Annotated in this window: 20 protein-coding genes and 1 pseudogene; 16 read left to right on the top strand and 5 right to left on the bottom strand. The window is 34.9% G+C overall.

Going from position 1 to position 15,923, the window contains the following annotated elements; translation table 11 throughout:
• Position 1 precedes the first annotated feature (1 nt).
• The 10 genes from AS180_RS00105 to AS180_RS00065 all read left to right on the top strand — a co-directional run bounded on the left by AS180_RS00105 (position 2) and on the right by AS180_RS00065 (position 8,425).
• Entirely contained in the window at positions 2 to 1,834 is a 1,833-nt protein-coding gene (locus AS180_RS00105; protein ID WP_062686154.1) for a phage tail protein, read from the top strand.
• A 2-nt stretch (positions 1,835 to 1,836) separates the two neighbouring features.
• Positions 1,837 to 2,136, top strand: a complete 300-nt coding sequence (locus AS180_RS00100) for a hypothetical protein (protein ID WP_025907092.1) — start codon at positions 1,837 to 1,839, stop codon at positions 2,134 to 2,136.
• 36 nt (positions 2,137 to 2,172) lie between these two features.
• On the top strand, positions 2,173 to 4,038 hold the full coding sequence (locus tag AS180_RS00095; RefSeq protein WP_062686152.1) for an SGNH/GDSL hydrolase family protein: 1,866 nt from the start codon (positions 2,173 to 2,175) through the stop codon (positions 4,036 to 4,038).
• Positions 4,039 to 4,130: 92 nt separating this feature from the next.
• Positions 4,131 to 4,952, top strand: a complete 822-nt coding sequence (locus AS180_RS00090; protein WP_062686150.1) for an SGNH/GDSL hydrolase family protein — start codon at positions 4,131 to 4,133, stop codon at positions 4,950 to 4,952.
• Positions 4,953 to 5,010: 58 nt separating this feature from the next.
• Positions 5,011 to 5,178: a hypothetical protein gene (locus AS180_RS22000; protein ID WP_156413412.1), complete on the top strand. Its 168-nt coding sequence runs from the start codon at positions 5,011 to 5,013 to the stop codon at positions 5,176 to 5,178.
• Position 5,179: 1 nt separating this feature from the next.
• Positions 5,180 to 5,584, top strand: a complete 405-nt coding sequence (locus AS180_RS00085) for a phage holin family protein (protein WP_062686148.1) — start codon at positions 5,180 to 5,182, stop codon at positions 5,582 to 5,584.
• Positions 5,574 to 6,584 (top strand): peptidoglycan-binding protein, encoded by a 1,011-nt coding sequence (locus tag AS180_RS23040; RefSeq protein ID WP_062686146.1) that lies wholly within the window; start codon positions 5,574 to 5,576, stop codon positions 6,582 to 6,584. The genes AS180_RS00085 and AS180_RS23040 overlap by 11 nt, the downstream gene beginning before the upstream one ends.
• 177 nt (positions 6,585 to 6,761) lie before the next feature.
• Complete coding sequence (locus AS180_RS00075) at positions 6,762 to 7,109, top strand: helix-turn-helix domain-containing protein (RefSeq protein ID WP_082636335.1); 348 nt, start codon at positions 6,762 to 6,764, stop codon at positions 7,107 to 7,109.
• Positions 7,110 to 7,112: 3 nt separating this feature from the next.
• On the top strand, positions 7,113 to 7,877 hold the full coding sequence (locus AS180_RS00070) for an ImmA/IrrE family metallo-endopeptidase (RefSeq protein ID WP_062686142.1): 765 nt from the start codon (positions 7,113 to 7,115) through the stop codon (positions 7,875 to 7,877).
• Positions 7,878 to 7,879: 2 nt separating this feature from the next.
• A complete protein-coding gene (locus AS180_RS00065) occupies positions 7,880 to 8,425 on the top strand; it encodes a hypothetical protein (RefSeq protein ID WP_062686140.1) in 546 nt (181 codons plus the stop codon).
• Positions 8,426 to 8,889: 464 nt separating this feature from the next.
• Here the strand turns inward: AS180_RS00065 and AS180_RS00055 are convergent, their stop codons facing one another.
• Together AS180_RS00055 and AS180_RS00050 are read right to left on the bottom strand one after the other, a co-directional pair.
• Positions 8,890 to 9,348: a hypothetical protein gene (locus AS180_RS00055; protein WP_062686136.1), complete on the bottom strand. Its 459-nt coding sequence runs from the start codon at positions 9,346 to 9,348 to the stop codon at positions 8,890 to 8,892.
• Positions 9,345 to 9,590, bottom strand: coding sequence for a helix-turn-helix transcriptional regulator (locus AS180_RS00050; RefSeq protein WP_226372909.1), 246 nt, complete (start codon positions 9,588 to 9,590; stop codon positions 9,345 to 9,347). Before AS180_RS00050 ends, AS180_RS00055 begins: the two co-directional genes overlap by 4 nt.
• A 295-nt stretch (positions 9,591 to 9,885) precedes the next feature.
• Here AS180_RS00050 and AS180_RS00045 point away from each other — a divergent pair, with 295 nt between their 5' ends.
• From AS180_RS00045 to AS180_RS00035, 3 genes are read left to right on the top strand one after another with little or no spacing between them, the layout of a single operon-like run.
• Positions 9,886 to 10,092, top strand: a complete 207-nt coding sequence (locus AS180_RS00045; protein ID WP_062686132.1) for a hypothetical protein — start codon at positions 9,886 to 9,888, stop codon at positions 10,090 to 10,092.
• Positions 10,092 to 11,258 carry an FtsK/SpoIIIE domain-containing protein gene (locus tag AS180_RS00040; protein WP_062686130.1) on the top strand — a complete coding sequence of 389 codons (1,167 nt, stop codon included), beginning with the start codon at positions 10,092 to 10,094 and terminating at the stop codon, positions 11,256 to 11,258. The genes AS180_RS00045 and AS180_RS00040 overlap by 1 nt, the downstream gene beginning before the upstream one ends.
• Positions 11,251 to 11,838, top strand: a complete 588-nt coding sequence (locus AS180_RS00035) for a replication-relaxation family protein (protein WP_025907066.1) — start codon at positions 11,251 to 11,253, stop codon at positions 11,836 to 11,838. Before AS180_RS00040 ends, AS180_RS00035 begins: the two co-directional genes overlap by 8 nt.
• 314 nt (positions 11,839 to 12,152) lie before the next feature.
• On the opposite strand, the pseudogene AS180_RS00030 reads toward AS180_RS00035, so the two are convergent.
• From AS180_RS00030 to AS180_RS00020, 3 genes and pseudogenes are all read right to left on the bottom strand, one after another.
• A pseudogene (locus tag AS180_RS00030) lies at positions 12,153 to 13,206 on the bottom strand (site-specific integrase).
• Between the two features lie 146 nt (positions 13,207 to 13,352).
• Positions 13,353 to 13,763, bottom strand: coding sequence for an ImmA/IrrE family metallo-endopeptidase (locus AS180_RS00025; RefSeq protein ID WP_309599120.1), 411 nt, complete (start codon positions 13,761 to 13,763; stop codon positions 13,353 to 13,355).
• Between the two features lie 5 nt (positions 13,764 to 13,768).
• Positions 13,769 to 14,143: a hypothetical protein gene (locus AS180_RS00020; protein ID WP_061785711.1), complete on the bottom strand. Its 375-nt coding sequence runs from the start codon at positions 14,141 to 14,143 to the stop codon at positions 13,769 to 13,771.
• Positions 14,144 to 14,434: 291 nt separating this feature from the next.
• Between AS180_RS00020 and AS180_RS00015 the strand changes: the two genes are divergently transcribed.
• The 3 genes from AS180_RS00015 to AS180_RS00005 all read left to right on the top strand — a co-directional run.
• Entirely contained in the window at positions 14,435 to 15,115 is a 681-nt protein-coding gene (locus tag AS180_RS00015; protein ID WP_062686128.1) for a hypothetical protein, read from the top strand.
• Positions 15,112 to 15,627 carry a DUF6792 domain-containing protein gene (locus AS180_RS00010; RefSeq protein WP_062686126.1) on the top strand — a complete coding sequence of 172 codons (516 nt, stop codon included), beginning with the start codon at positions 15,112 to 15,114 and terminating at the stop codon, positions 15,625 to 15,627. Before AS180_RS00015 ends, AS180_RS00010 begins: the two co-directional genes overlap by 4 nt.
• A 106-nt stretch (positions 15,628 to 15,733) precedes the next feature.
• A partial coding sequence (locus tag AS180_RS00005) for a DUF4372 domain-containing protein (RefSeq protein WP_139109132.1) occupies positions 15,734 to 15,923 on the top strand: 190 nt, incomplete at its 3' end.

Raw genomic sequence — 15,923 nt, 5'->3', positions numbered from 1 at the left:
GATGGACACAATGTATATAGAAGACTTACAAGGTGAGCAATATCCTTTACAGGCTGCAGTAGATCGTGAGCGTGGTATTAATGGTGAAAAGTCTATCTCACTCACACTCTACGAAGAAAAATGGAATGAGGACTACTTTAAGAATATTGATACTTGCTGGAAAGTAGGATTTGATGACGATGAATACGAGGTTGTCATCCCAAGAGCGAAGGCAAGAGGTAAAAAAGCGGTGTGGGAGCTTAAAGCTGTCCATCGCTTTTTTGTTGATATGCGGAATAGTTGGAAGTACGAAACGCATACAGGATCTATGACAATCCAAGCGCGTATGAACTTTGTTTTTAATGGCAGTGGATACAATTTTGTCATTGTAGACTCGTTTGGTGCAAAGGATTTAGAAAACTTTGGTGACTCCTCACGATTAGATTTGTTTCAAAAAATTTTAGAAACGTACGAGGCAGAGTTTGAAATCGTAGGAAATACCGTCTATATCCGTACTCGAATTGGACAGGATACAGATTTTGTTTATCATCGTAACCTCAACCTAAAAGACATCACAATTGAAAAGGACTCAACAGACTTTTCTACGTATGGTGAAGGATTTGGAAAAGACGGGTTACATGTCACGTATACAAGTCCGTTAGCATCTATTCCAGGCATCGGAATTAGACATGCACCACCTGTACGTGACGAGCGTTATACTGTTGAATCTTCTTTATTTAATGCAGTAAAAAAAGGTATAGATGAATCATTGGTGGTCTCGATTACCGTCGATGTTGCTGAATTGCAAGCGCAAGGCTATCAAGATGCACCAAATGAGGGCGATAGAATCTTTTTAATGGATGATCGTCTGAATTTAGATATCGAAACACGTATTGTCAATATCAGTGAATCCTTTAATTCAAAGGGTGAATTAATTTCACAGAAAGTCACAATATCAAATAAAAGCATTCGAGAATCGTACCAGTCACAATTGAGCAATACCGTTAAACAGCTGCAAGACTTATTTGCAGGTCGAGGTAATATCCCTTATAACGTGTTACCAGAAGCCATTCGATTAGCAACAGCAGCATTATTAAGTGCTCAGACAGAATTGATTTTTGAAAATGGTATTGTTGCGGTTAGTAAAAACAATAAAAATTTAGTTGTTCTGTTGAATAGTGCTGGCTTAGGGATTTCAACTGATGGAGGACAAACATTCGAAAATGCTATTACAGCACTAGGGATAAATACAAATCTTCTTACAGCTGGTGCTATTCATACGAATCACATTCAAATCATCGGTACAGAGTCTTATTTCTTTTGGGATGGTAATGAATTTATGGCTATGGATCCAACTGATCAGCGGAAATATGTGAAAATTAAGCCGGGTTTTATTGATATTTCTGGTGGAGCGTTAAGGTTAAGAAGAGAAGATGATTATACAGTTATCCAAGATGGTATTTTACGTTATCAGTTCTCATTATCAGCTCATCAACCATTCTTTATGGGGGATGAAGTAAGACAAGTGCAATACGGATTTGAAACGTCAAGTCACCAATTACAGAATGCACAGTATTATGCATTTCGTCATGAAGGTAGATATTTGTGCGTTTTCTTAGGACTAACAACATCTGACCCTCGTTATGAAGCCACAGTTGAAGTTGTAAAACAAGGAACACAAGAAACCCTAGCAGCTTATAAAACGACTGCTACTGAAGACACAGTTGGTCAACTACTTAGAGTTGACTTAGGTCCTCCTACTGGTAATGAAACAGGAATTTATGTGAGATTTAGAAGTGGCTACACAGGTAATAAAGTCTATGTACGTGTTATTCGTACATATTTGGAGGGATAAATATGATAGAAGGAAAGACGCAACTGTACTGTGATGCTGACGAAAGTGGAAATATGACAAGGGTAATTTATGGAACAGACATAATTCCGACAAGTCCTTTTCGTTATTTTTTCATGGTATCTAAAATTGTTATTGCAAATTTAGATAAATTTTATATAAGTAATGGTGAACTAAAACAGAAAGAGAGTACAACTCTTATTCCTGTAGAAGAAGAGAAGCTTACTACTGAGAAACAACTAGAAGAAATGAAGAAGCAGATGGAAGAGATGAAGAAGCTAATTGGCTCTTTAACTAATTCCTAATGCTTCTTTTTTATTTTTAAGTTAAGGAGGAAAAATATGAGATACAGACCACCACGAAATAAATGGGACGCTAACTTCGAGGAAGAATACGAACAAAACTTGCGAGATATTGATCGCGACATAACAAAAACAGAAGTGAACTTAGATGAAGCTGTAAAAATAGCTAATTCTTCAAAAATGGATTCTGACCTTGCAATAAATATAGCAGAAAACGTTAAATCTCAACTCGATAATTTAGTTATTGAAGGTGATTCAAGCGTTGAAGCAGCACAAGCTAGAACAAATGTCGACAATGTAACTGCAAATACATTGAAAGAACGATTAGATAACGAACAAATGATTTTAAAGTCTATTGCATCAGAAAACGAAACATATAGCGCTAAACAAGTCAAAGCAATGGCAGCGTTAATGAATAAATTAGCAAACAATCAAAGTATTCGAGGTGTATGCCAAGGTGATAGTTTAACTAATGGGCAAGACACAGAGAGTGCAGATAGACGACCGTATACTGCAGATACTACCTATGTAGAAGGAGCTTCGACAGATACGCCTGTTGGTGCTTACACATACCCAGAAGTATTGAAGTCAGCTTTAAATGAGATGGGGAAACCCACGACAATCTTAAAACGTGGTCGCAACGGTGATACAGCGCAATCCTCGTATAATCGTTGGACAACAAATCCTAATGCTGATTTCCATATTATTCAGTTAGGTACTAATGATACGTGGCTAGAAAACGATATTCTAATTAACATTGAACATTATTATAAATTAGTCAAGCGTATCTTAGATTGGGGAAGTGCTGTTATTATCTTTACACCACCAAAAAAGAGAGGGTATTCACATTGGCAAGGGACTTATGGAGCGTTGTTGAAAGAACTTGGAAAGCGTTTTTGTATCCCTGTTATCGACACAACTATGTTTTTTGATGGATATGCTACAAGTGAAATTATACAATCTGATGGTGTCCATTTTAACGGGAAAGGGTATTACGTTTTAGGAGCAAAAGCTGCTTCTGTATTAACCGGGACGCGAACAGTCACCGATCCACTTTCTTTAAAATCTGGTAGACATTTAATTATTGATCCTAACTATAACCATTGGGCAAGAAAAGGAGATATCTCTTTCATTAATGACACTCAAAGCCCAATTGGTTCTGGTGACAATAAAGGACAAGGGATTGCGGTTAGACTAGGCGGTCAAGGTCAAATAAGCTTTGGGTTTTACGCAGAAGAGGATGATTTATTATTGATTCCTCAGTTTAGAGTGACAAGTGATGCTAGATGTTCAATTGAGTTAAATTACCGAGCAGAAGCACCTTATCCTGTAACCTCTTTAGTACAAGGTGATAGTAGTCAATCAACTCAAGAAAAACCACCAAATGCAATTTATTATCAAAAGGGCGAAAATCACATATTGGATTATCCGTACACATCAATGAGTAATTTTATTTATGATGCTGTACGAGTTACATCACGAGGTTATAATTCTGTTCAAATCAAAAATAGTGAGGATAACGGATATGTTTACTTCTATGGTTTTATTGTGGTAAGCATGTTTGATTTCTTAACAGATCATTTGATTAAATCTCGAGGTGACAATGTTAGGGTAGGTGATTCAAGTAAAACTTCCCTGGATTTAGTTGCAAAAGACTATATTTTTATCAGTGCTCTACTTGCTCCGAACACGAACGCGCCTAGGGATATTGGAGCGCATTGGGCAAAATGGCAAAAAGGTTTCTTCAATGGGTTTATTTCAACAGGTGCTTTTACAACAGCTAATAGACCAAATTATACAGACTATCAGCCTGGTGCTATGATATTCGATACTACGTTAAACAAACCGATATGGCGCAATGCCTCCAATAATGGATGGGTTGATTCGAATGGTAACAATGTATAGTGATAAAATACATCTTAAATTGCAAAAAAACTTTATAAAAAAATAAAAAGTAGTATATTAGTAGTAATTACTACTTTTGGAGGTTTTTAGTTTTGCGAGGAAATAAAATTACTATCACACTACTTTTATTAACTGTTTTCACTTTTGTTTTTATAGGGTTTAACTATATACTTTTTAAAACAGAAGTGAAGAATACTATTGCAGAAGATAAAGTGGTGGCAGATAAATTTAACGAAAAGCAAGAAGCATTAGAACAAAAGAAGATTAAAGAAGCAGAAGAAGAAAAGAAACGAATTTATAATAAACATAAAGGTGAACCGTTAATATATTCACCTATGGGTGACAGCCTAGCATTAGGACTTCACGCGACAACGAAAGAGAAAAAGTACACAGCTGTTTTACCGCAACTAATTGAAGAAAATTTAGGGTATAGTGTAACAGTCGCAGATGGTGCAACTGAAGGAGGAACAGGGTTAAAAGATTTCGGAATTCCCAATTTACCGAAAGTTATTGCTCAAAAACCAGACCTTGTAACTATTGAATTCGGGACGAATGATTCTGATGAAAATTTTAAGAAGGTTTACTCCACACCTGAAGAGTTTGAAGAAAGACTATTACACGTAATTAATACTTTAAAATCGCAAGAAAAACCACCTAAGATAATATTAGTTACAACTTGGGGTCTGTTCGAAAGATCTTTTAAATATGACGCTGTAATTGAAAAGGTTGGAAAACAGACAGGTGTTCCAGTTGCTAATATCCAATCTATTTGGTATGGAAGAAATGATACGTTTGGGCCTAAAGGGTATAAAGATTTGTTTGGTAATGAGAGTGATGGGTGGCATCCTAACGATCAAGGGCATAAAGAAATCGCCAATCAAATTTTTGAGCAAGCGTATGAAATATTAAAGTAATAACTTGTAAAGAGGACTAATTATAGTCCTCTTTTTATTTTAAAAAGGAGGAATAAATATGGCTGATTACGGTAAAGTAGCGTTATCGAAGATGAAGAAAACAGAAGAAGATATACAAGGTGTTACTGCACAATTGGAGACAATTGCGCAAAAAAGAAAAATAAAACGTAACAAAGGAAAGAGGGCTGAGTTAGTCCTCTTTTTATTTTATATAAGGGGGCAATAACGTGGAACATTTACTTTTACAATTATCACAGTGGGAGCCAATTCGCACCTATTTATTTGGACAAGTTAAGTTTGTGGACTTACTGGCTATTTTAATGCTTTGCGATATCGTCACAGGGGTGATGAAGGCGATAAAAAACAAGCGATTACGTAGCAGAAGTGCTTTGTATGGGTATTTTCGCAAAATCGGCATCTTTACTCTAATGGCAGTAGCAAATATCATTGACCAAGTATTCGGCTTAAATGGGTATGTTGCTGGTGCTACAATCACTTACTTTATCTTGTACGAGATTGTGAGTATCGTAGAAAACTGCGCTCAGCTTGGGTTAAATGTGCCTAGTGTAATTACAGATAAATTGCATGTGATTCAAGAAGAAAATAAGGAGGAAAAGAAGAATGACTTATAAATTTCAACAATTACCGCAGTTAGTTGATAAAAGAGGAAAGTTACCGAGTAAAGGATCATACGGAAAGCGAGCAAATGGGGTTAAATCCATTACAACACGTGTGTGGCATCACTCATTAACAAAATTATCTGCAGGAGGCTCTAATATTGTTTCCTTTGCAAATTTTCACGTTGGCACAAACGGTTGGCCAGAAATCGCGTATCATCTAGTTATTGATCCGAACACAATCATTAATGGTAAGGCTGCTATTTATTATTGTGTAGACATTAGTAAGCGTAGTTACCACGTTGGTAATAGTAATACAATTGGACTTGGTATCTGTGTTATTGGTGATTACCGCACTGATAAGCTTAGTGAAGCGACTATTCGCTCTATTATCGACTTACACAAAGCTTTAATGGCTGATGGAATTGGTAAATACGATAAGGCCCACAATGAAATGCCAGGCTACTCTTGGAAAGCATGTTGCGTGTTTGATTATAATAAGGCATTTAAAGACGTATTATCTGATATGCTTCCGGTAGTTAAGCAACCTGACCTAGTACCAGGTCTATATACTGTTCAAGAAGGCGACACATTCTGGAGTATTGCTTTAAAAGATGGAAAAGAAGGGATTACTGTTGAAGATTTAATTGCAGCTAATCCTGATGTAAAACCTTCTCAATTAAAAGTAGGTCAAACAATTAAGTTTGGTACTGCAAAAAATACGTATACACCTACTCCTGAAACGCCAAAAAAAGAGCAATCAGCATATAAGTATCCTTTACCATCTGAAGTACTTAAAACAGGTTCAACAGATAAAGCAGCAATTACGCAGCTTCAAAATGCATTGAATGCTGTTAACTTTAAATGTGGTACAGCTGATGGTATTTATGGAGCTAAAACAAAGGATGCTGTGACACGTTTCCAAAAGGTTTACTTGCCATATGAAGTTGATGGGATTTATGGCCAAAATACAAAGAATAAGTTACAAGCTGTTTTGAAATCTAAAGGTTATTAATCAAAGTCCCTACTCTTAGGAGTGGGGCTTTTTATTTACTTGAAACAAGAACATTCGTTCGTTATAATAGGTATACATAGTTGAAATGTATATTTTTTTTGACATCCAACTATAAAAGCTGTATTTTTTGTTTTGTTTTGTGTACAATATACTTAACCTACAATAGAAGAGGTGATTATGATGTTAACCCATGTTGATTTAGGGTTAAGATTAAAAGACGCTAGAAAATCTAGTGGTTTAACTCAGCAAGTTGCTGCAGATGACTTGAACATTAGTCGACAAAAATTAGTTAATATTGAAAAAGGTAATGGTCCCATTGATACTCTTTTGTTAACCCAAATGGCAAATTTATACGGTTATTCAATTGATTCTTTAGTCAGTGATACAAGTTCCGACAGTATTGACATTAAATTTGCTTTTAGAGCAGATGAACTTGAAGGTGAAGATCAAGAAATAGTTAATTGGGCACGTAAAGTCCTAATTAATATTCGTCAAATTAATGAAATTTGTGAGGAGATTGATTAATTAATGCAATCGCTTATTTCAAAAGCTAAAACAAGAGCAAATGAAGTTAGAAACAAGTTAGGTTTAGGTGATGAGCCTATAGCAGATATCTTTAAATTGTTAGAAAATCAGGGTATATATTTATTTGCCAAACCTTTTAGTGGGAAAGCGTCAGCAATGTTTATGCGCGCGCAGGACACTCATTTGGTGATTATTAATTCAAGTAAAACAGTTGGTCACCAGATATTTTCAGCTGCTCATGAGCTCTCTCATTTTCTTTTTGACAAGAACATTATGGGTGGGGTTTGTGCTGTAAATAAGTACAATCAAGACCTAGAAATTGAGAAATTAGCAGATGCATTTGCTTCTCATTTTTTGATGCCTGAAGATGGTATTTTTAAGCATGTAGATTTGCGTACCGAAGGCAAATTTGACAAACTTGATACCCAAGATATTTTATATCTACAGCATTATTTTAAAGTAAGTTGGCGTGCAATGCTCTACCGGTTGTACAGTCTTGAGCTTATCAATCAATATGAATTTGATCATTATTGTCAAATTCATATTACAAAAGAAGCTAAAAGGTATGGATATCCAACTGATATTTATGGGAAAGATGGTAAGAATATTTTTTCTCAAAGTTACATTGAAAAGGTAAGAAAAGCCTATGATAGTGATGAAATAAGCGAAATTAAGATGAATGAATACCTTCAAGATATAGGGTATATCTTTGATGAAGAAATTATACATTCTCAGTTAGGTGTATTTATTGAAGGGGAGGAAGATTAATTATGCTTACTCAACCTCCTCTTGTAATAGATACAGGAATTGTTTCCAGGTATGGATTTACTGGAAGGTTCGACATACTTGAAGCCTTGTATACAGATAAAATAATTATTCCTTCAGACGTGGTGACAGAATGTGTTAAAGTGTCAAAGATGCAAACCCCTCTTACGCAAGCTCTTTCTAGTGGTTGGCTAAAGCAATTTAGCATCAATTACGTTGATCATACAGAGATTTTCACAACCTTTGCTAGCTTAACAAAGCAGTTTGGGCCAGGAGAGTCAGCAGTAATGGCGATTGCAAAAATAAACGGTTATACTGTAGGTTGCGATGATATGGCAGCTGCTAGGAAGTTTTGTGAAAGAAATCAGATACCTTTAATGGGAAGTTTAGGGATTTTGTATGATGCTGTAAATAATCAAATTTTATCAGCTGCAGACGCAGACTTAGTTTTGAATGATATGGTTTCCAAGAGTTCATATCGATCTCCTGTTAAAAACTTTTCCGAAGTTGTTGGATGGTTTAAAAACAAGAAAGGTAAAAAATTATATTGAGTACAATGAAACTCCTATGATTATAGGAGTTTCATTGTTTCATAGTAATTATTTTTTATAGAGGGTTTATCGTGAATACTATACAAGACAAATACGCAAATATAGATGTAACAAAGGTTTATGAATACGCTGATCTACCAGATAAAATTTCTGGCCGATGTGATAACTGCGGCAGCGTTAAGTTCAAAAGCAGCGTAGGTGGGGGCAAACTTCTACGTGAATGTACTAACTGCGGAATGAAGAAGAACATCTAAAGCAGAATTGTGGACAGGTGTATTTTACAGGAGTACACTTTATAACGATGGTTATTTTACTATCATCACTTTACTGTTTGACAATGTAATGTTGTCGAGACCCTTTGTTATCTCCCCTGATAGCAAACAATCCCCTTAGCAAATCCTTTTCTGTTTGATGGCGGAAAAGGTAGAGCCCATACTCATGTTGAGTAGTGGGCTCTTTTTTTATTATTCAATTATCGTTGCGTTAATTTGTGGACTGCCATCGTCAGCCTTTTCAGCAATAGTAGTACCATAGATTGTGACTTTATCACCTTCTTGAACATCTGTTAAAGAAAAGTTGTTGATGGTATACATTCCATACCCGTCGCCTTCTTTAGTTGTTAATGTAAATGTAGTTCCCACACCATCTCCACTAACCATAGAAACGTCACCTGTAGCTTTTACTTTCTTGCCTTCTGGAGGGTTATCTACATTTAGTTCAACGAAATCTGCGTCTGTAGCTTCTTTCTTCAATTTAGCATCTAGCTCTTCTTGAGTAGGCTCATCTTTCTTTTCTACATCTTTTTGAACAGTTTCCTTTGATTCTGTAGAAGATCCACTTGATTCTTCTTTAGAAACTTCATTCCCTCCACATGCTGCTAATAACATGGCTGCCAATATTGGCATTACTAAAAACTTCTTCAATCTTCATCTGTCCTTTCAAATAGATCGTATACAGTACAATCTAATAATTCTCCTAATAGCATTGCTTTGTCAACTGGTGGAAAGTATTTTCCTTGTCTCCAAGCCAAAAATTGATTTGCTGATATACCTAATTGTTTTGCGATAAATTTCTTTGAGCGTCCACTTTTTTCTACATAGAGATCAATATTATTTTTCCACTTCATGTCCACATCACCAGTATATTCACTTCGATAACTAAGCATGTTTGTCCTGCAAAATATTTCTTTCAGATATATCAAAGGTTTTTGGTGTTATTGAAATAAATTTTTGGTGGACAACTTTTTATGTACAACCCTTACTAATATATTAGTGATATAAGCATTGAAGAGTTAACTGATATATTAGCAAATATAGTAGCTGATATATTTCCACTAATATATTAATAGCTGTTTCAAGCCTATCTATTAAAGGATTCTTCTGTTTCTTAATAAGGGATTTTCTCTCACTTCTTTTTTCATCTTTTCGGCAAGCCAACCAAACTAATTTAGAGGTGATGACATGAGTGGTTTAATTATTGTGGGTGTCGTTGGAAGTACAATCATTGCGGCTTCAGCAACTGAAAGTAAATTGCTGAAGGTAGGAAAGTATGTTGAGTCTGAAATGGTCCATAACCTTACTTGTTTTATCTTAGGTGTCATAACCGCAGGATCGTTTTTTTGGCTAATGTGGGACCTTGTCCAAAAATTTATTTGGGGGTTCATGTGATGATGAAGAAGTTATATCGAAAATATATTTATAAAGCGCGATTAAAGAACGCTTTTATCGTAGCTGACATTGTGTTGACGTTTAAAAAAGGGGACACGACCATTAAGCGATATCCATCGATTGCGGCGACCTATGAACAAAAAGACTATTTGGAATATGTATTTTATCTTCCGCAGGGGCTTAATCCAAAAGCGCTGCTGGATAAAAAGTATATTTTCAGCCAGACATTCGGGCACTCGTACGATTTAACAGGCAATGGATTGAGGTACAGTTTAAAGATTTTCACTAAGCAAGCTGATTCAATTAAGGTTTATAACGATGAAGATATCGAAGTGTGTTTAAAAGGTGGGCTCCCAATTGTAGCTGGGTATGACCATTTTAATAAACTTATCAGTTATAACATGGTTACGGATCCGCATTTATTGATTGCTGGAGAAACAGGTTCAGGTAAGTCTGTTATGCTGCGTGTTATTTTGACAACGCTGCTTATTCATAAACGACACATGATTGATTTTTATCTTGCTGATATGAAGCGTACGGAGTTTCATTTATTCCGCAATTGTGAAGGTGTCCAACAGGTTATTACGGATAAAAAGAAACTCAAGAAAGCTGTATTAGCCATCCACAAGGAGTTAGAAGGGCGCGGTGATTTACTTGATGAACATGGACTAGAACATATTGACGAATACAATAAGCTAAAAGGAATTGAAAAGAAGAAGTATATTCTTCTTTGTATTGATGAAGTGGCGCTGCTGAGAAAAGAAGCTGTTATTATGGATAAAATCGAAGATATCAGTACACAAGGGCGAGCTTTAGGTATCTTTCTTATTTTATCCATGCAGCGTCCAGATGCAAAAATACTTGATGGACAACTAAAATCAAATCTAACTGTTCGTTATGCCTTTCGTCACGCGGATCTAATTAACTCCAATATCACATTAGGTAGTGGTAATAATGTCGATGCATCTAAGATTAACAAAGCTGAAAAGGGTAAATTCTATATGCGTCATGAAGTGATTAAGCAGCTGCAAGCACCCTATTTATCTCTGGAACATGCAAAGGAGCTGCTTGAACCGATTAAACAAGTCCCAATTGACTTGCCGCCTGAACCGATGTTTGAGGCTGAAATTACTGATTTTTCGATACCAGGTGAGGACCATGAATAGTCGCGATAAAGCAATTATTGAGAATCTAAAAAAATTCAGAGTGTTAAACCGTGACCAGTTGATAAAGCTGCACTTCATTCGCAATAGTACACCGCATGTTGTAGCAAACAGAGTATTGAAACGTTTGGTTGATAGCCGGCTCATTGAAGTGGATAAAACCAATCGTCCATATAACTATTTTCCAAGCCCGCGTTCCATTAAAAAAGATTCAACCAAAATCCCTCATTTCCGTGCGATTGCTGACTTTTACATCACTTTGTGTGCATACGAGATACCAAGCCAGTTTGAAGTAGAGTTCAAGCCTTTAGCCAAAGGCGGCATTGAACCAGATGTTTTCATGAAGTGGAAGGGCTTTGCGTTCTGTGTGGAGGTTCAGCGCTCCATTTACTCCAAGAAACAAATGCAGAACAAGCATAAGCTTTACATGGAATACAAGGACTCAGGCAAATGGCAGCATCATTCCAAACGGTTCCCGGCTATTTGGATTCTCACGGATAAATACTATGATGTAGACTTTCAACCACTCAATGCTGTTCAAACAAAAGATGTTGATGGCATATTCAAATATTTTAATTCTTAAAATAGAACAAGATATTTCATGACCACATTTTGACCACATTCTTTGCGAAAACGAGCGGTAATTTGTGAAAAAAGATTTCTTTAGATAATCAACAAACCTTGTTAAATCAAGCTACATTGACTACATGTAAAAGTATTTAATAAGAAAAAACTTATTCCGTACACAAGTTCACCCATGGGAACGCGATCAATACATGAGCCAATATTAATTGGTAAATCCCTTGACACTACTGGTGTCAGGGGATTTTTTTATTTTGGTAGGAAACTTAATTTGATGTACTGAAACGTTCACGACCAAAATCGGACCAAAATTTTTTAACTTTCCAAAACAGACGATATATATTCCTCAAAAGAAGTGATAGAATCTTGATTAATCTTCTTACTAACATGAGTGTAAACATCAGATGTAATGGTGACACTTCCGTGCCCTAATCGTTCTTGAATGTACTTCATGCTTGCTCCAGATTCCAACATAAGCACAGCATGAGTATGTCGCAGCGAGTGAATGCTTAAAGGTGATAGGTTTGCTTTCTTTAAGATTCTTGAAAAAGCATTAAATAACGTTGACTTGGGTAAAGGATTTCCATCCCTGCGACAGAAAATCAGATCTAATTCATGGTGATATGAATTTGTTAACATTAACTTATCATTATTTTGCAATCGCCGGTGTGTGCTTAGTTCATTTTTTATTGATTGAAATAATTCCTTCTTTGAAGTTTATATCTTTCCATTGCAAAGCAGCGGCTTCACCTTTCCTCATACCTGTATGAATAAGCGTCTTAAAAAATAAATAGTAAATATAATTGTCTTTAGATGCACATTGGAGGAATAATTGGATATCTTCACTACGCATATACTTTAAACCGTTATGCTGTTTTTCATTCTTTTTGGAGATAGTGGCGCCACTGCAAGGATTCTTCTCAAGTTTTGAAAGCATAAGCGCTTTGTCCATAGCGTTATGCATTGTTCCATGGATGATTTCTACCGTTCTCTTGCTGTAGCCTTGATTGGTTAAATGGTTTAAAAACTTTTGATACATCATTGGCTTAAGATCCTTCAGCAAAAGATTTTTAAAATAAGGAAGAATATGATTTTTAATATTTTGAGAATGTAATATATACGTATTTTTACGTATGCTATCTTTTTTATATTCGTTTAACCAACTCAATAAGTAATCTTCTAAACGTAAAGAAGAATTATCAAGCTCAAAACCACTCTCAATTCTTTTCTCTTCTTCAGATGCTGCTGTTTGAGCTTCTTTTTTTGTAGAAAAACCACTTTTGGATTTCACTTTATACTTTTGGGTAAAGGGGTCTTTAAAGGAAACTCGATACTCCCATTTGCTGTTACACTTACGAAAAGTGGCCATCGTTATTAACTCCTTTCAAATAGAAATTGGTTTGCACACAAACTTTGTGCTTTCCTAGCATTTGAGAAAAATGTTTAGTAAATCGTTGACCCAATACTTGACGTTGAAAATGTTCTAAACGCTTCTTAGCAAAGATTTCAGTTACATTAAAAGGTGTTGCATATATCAGCAATAAATTCCTGCTTCGTTTGGGGGATAGGTAATTTTAATACCATGAAGGTAGGCACACAAAACTGTAATGCAAAATTATTTGCTTTATTCTCTTGATAGGAAATGAATTCTTCTGGAAGAAACCATTGGTGCCCACAGTGAAATAAAACATGTCCTAATTCATGACCGAATTCTTCCCATTGTTGTTGAGTTGACAAGTTACGATTAATTAAAATGCTGTATAATCCATTGCGATCAATTGCAGCACTTTCGAAATCAACAAAATGAAGCCAAATCCCAAGATTAGAAGCGATACTAATCATATCAATTTGACTGGGAACATTAATATGTAGTTTTTGGTACAAAAAGGTAACAGAATCTTCTAACGGAGTAAATTGATAATTCATGGAAATCACCTCTTAGGAATATAATACCAAACACATGTTCCTTTTTTATTGATATTAGAGGTGAGTTTATGTAGTTCATGTAAAACAATTTTAGCTTTGTCCCTTGTCTTTTCAATATAATCAGAATTGCGATTTTTACTGTCCATATTTTTTAAAATAGCAATTCGTCTATAGAATCCACAAATTAAATCAAAACAATCATTTGATATTTCAGGTCCTAAATTTGTTGAACAATTGTACCATTGAATATTCTGTAATTCTTTTTCAAGCAACAAATCTTGCTCGTTATCGTTTTCATAAGGAATTACAGCTTCTAAAATATTTAAATTATAATTAATTTCTTCTGCTATTAATCTTATGGAGTTAGTTATCAAATTCACGAAGAGACTGAGATAATTTAGTATAAGCTTCTATCCTATGCTCATAACTATTATGTGTATGCGTAGTATTCATAGTGATGGGGTTGTATAAGTTAATCAAGTCATCTTGACATTTAAAGAATGTTTCTGTTTGACGTTTATCAAAGAGCCATACCTATTTAATAGTGAAAAATAACTACTTCCTAAATATGGGTCTTTGATTCATTATACTTATGACTCTCCCATTATAAGTATGATAGTATCATACATGTATAAAACAGAGGCTACAACATAAATAAAAGGGGGGCAATGATGAAAAAACGTACTAAGACAATTATTGCAGTGATTACTGGAGCTGCTATTTTAATAGGAGGAATATGGATGATAAACGAAAGCCGTTACCCAAACGTCCCTGCTTTTGATGACCACTTTACACGTGAATTCTTGAACAAAGATAAAAAAGTGGACGATGGATTTTTTGAGTTTACATCGAAGACAGGGCAGTATACGATGTGGTTTCCACAGGAGTATCAGTTATTACATAAAGACAGAGAAGATTATACTATAAATAAAGAATCTTATGAGAACTGGTGGGCTGTTTATAATGAAGAAGTTGAAGATGAAATACAAAAGAATTATATAAAAACTGAATTTTCAACGAGTAATCCCACAGATGAAAATATTCATGTTGAAGCTTTATTTAAAAGAAGATTTGGATTAAGTAATCCTAAACGAATAGAAACTTCAAAAGCTAGAATTTACTACCAATCAGCTTACATTTATTTCAAAGGAACAGAAAAGCAAGTAATATCAGATAGAAAGAAACATATTCCTAATACATACTTGGCCTATGTAGCAGATAAGAGTTCTAATAAAATACTACAAATCTCTTTTGATAATAGTGGTAAATATAAAAGTGATGATGAAGAAAAAAAGAAAGCGTGGTTTGTTGAAATTTTAAAGAGTATTCGTTTTAGTGAGGAAAAAATATGAGTGGAAAACCTATATTGAATGATAGTATAAGAAATAAAGTAACACAACTTGAATATAAAGGGCTATCAGGAAAAGAGAAAGAAATTAAACGAATATATAAAGAAAGTACAGGCAAAGAACCGCCACCATTTAAAATTTATAGTAGCGATGAAATGAATATAGGTAAAGAATCTGGATTTGATGGAGCTGCAATTCATTTTTATGATGAAAAAAAGCATATTAACCAAGTATATTATATTTTTAGAGGAACAGAACCATCTAAGGACTTTGGAGATGTAGTTTATGATGCTTTAGGAATTGGCGCAGGAGAAGATCAAGCGCAAATTAGCGATGCAACAAAAATGTATGAAAAGGTAGAAGGAAATATAAAATCTTCTGGCACTAAAGTCGAAAGGTATGGTGATGGCCACTCTTTAGGAGGTCATTTGATAGTAACTTTAGGTTTAATAACTAAAAATTTTAAAGATGTAAGAGGAATGACTAGTGTTGCATTAATTTATTTTCACTATTAAAAATACTCAAAATGTTCAATTTTATTATTTTGTGCAAAGAAAAAGTCCTTTATAATGGATAAGTCAGGTGGTAACCCGTCCAAATCCACTAAAAAAGGACCAACTCATGGACAAGATTACACGAAAAACTTCATTTGGACAATGGTTTTCACCAATAAATCTTCAACTTTTTGAAGAAACCGTGAAAACGTTGAAAGTAGATTACTATACGAAAAAACTAAAAACAGACTCATTTCTAAAATTACTCCTTTTTGCACAGCTACAAGAAGTCGAAAGTTTGCATGAGCTAAGCGATT

Origin of the sequence: Priestia veravalensis (genome assembly GCF_001457055.1) — a bacterium.
GTDB lineage: Bacteria > Bacillota > Bacilli > Bacillales > Bacillaceae_H > Priestia > Priestia flexa.
The sequence above is the reverse complement of the archived record's forward strand: the minus strand, read 5'-3'. Positions and strand labels throughout refer to the sequence as shown.

Excerpts from the sequence above, each read along its gene's own strand:
- AS180_RS00015 (WP_062686128.1), top strand. The coding sequence starts at position 14,435 with ATGAAAAAACGTACTAAGACAATTATTGCAGTGATTACTGGAGCTGCT.
- AS180_RS00100 (WP_025907092.1), top strand. The coding sequence starts at position 1,837 with ATGATAGAAGGAAAGACGCAACTGTACTGTGATGCTGACGAAAGTGGA.
- AS180_RS00045 (WP_062686132.1), top strand. The coding sequence starts at position 9,886 with ATGAGTGGTTTAATTATTGTGGGTGTCGTTGGAAGTACAATCATTGCG.
- AS180_RS22000 (WP_156413412.1), top strand. The coding sequence starts at position 5,011 with ATGGCTGATTACGGTAAAGTAGCGTTATCGAAGATGAAGAAAACAGAA.
- AS180_RS00040 (WP_062686130.1), top strand. The coding sequence starts at position 10,092 with ATGATGAAGAAGTTATATCGAAAATATATTTATAAAGCGCGATTAAAG.
- AS180_RS00095 (WP_062686152.1), top strand. The coding sequence starts at position 2,173 with ATGAGATACAGACCACCACGAAATAAATGGGACGCTAACTTCGAGGAA.
- AS180_RS00025 (WP_309599120.1), bottom strand. The coding sequence starts at position 13,763 with ATGAATTATCAATTTACTCCGTTAGAAGATTCTGTTACCTTTTTGTAC.
- AS180_RS00105 (WP_062686154.1), top strand. The coding sequence starts at position 2 with ATGGACACAATGTATATAGAAGACTTACAAGGTGAGCAATATCCTTTA.
- AS180_RS00070 (WP_062686142.1), top strand. The coding sequence starts at position 7,113 with ATGCAATCGCTTATTTCAAAAGCTAAAACAAGAGCAAATGAAGTTAGA.
- AS180_RS00035 (WP_025907066.1), top strand. The coding sequence starts at position 11,251 with ATGAATAGTCGCGATAAAGCAATTATTGAGAATCTAAAAAAATTCAGA.
- AS180_RS00050 (WP_226372909.1), bottom strand. The coding sequence starts at position 9,590 with ATGCTTAGTTATCGAAGTGAATATACTGGTGATGTGGACATGAAGTGG.
- AS180_RS00075 (WP_082636335.1), top strand. The coding sequence starts at position 6,762 with ATGATGTTAACCCATGTTGATTTAGGGTTAAGATTAAAAGACGCTAGA.
- AS180_RS00010 (WP_062686126.1), top strand. The coding sequence starts at position 15,112 with ATGAGTGGAAAACCTATATTGAATGATAGTATAAGAAATAAAGTAACA.
- AS180_RS23040 (WP_062686146.1), top strand. The coding sequence starts at position 5,574 with ATGACTTATAAATTTCAACAATTACCGCAGTTAGTTGATAAAAGAGGA.
- AS180_RS00065 (WP_062686140.1), top strand. The coding sequence starts at position 7,880 with ATGCTTACTCAACCTCCTCTTGTAATAGATACAGGAATTGTTTCCAGG.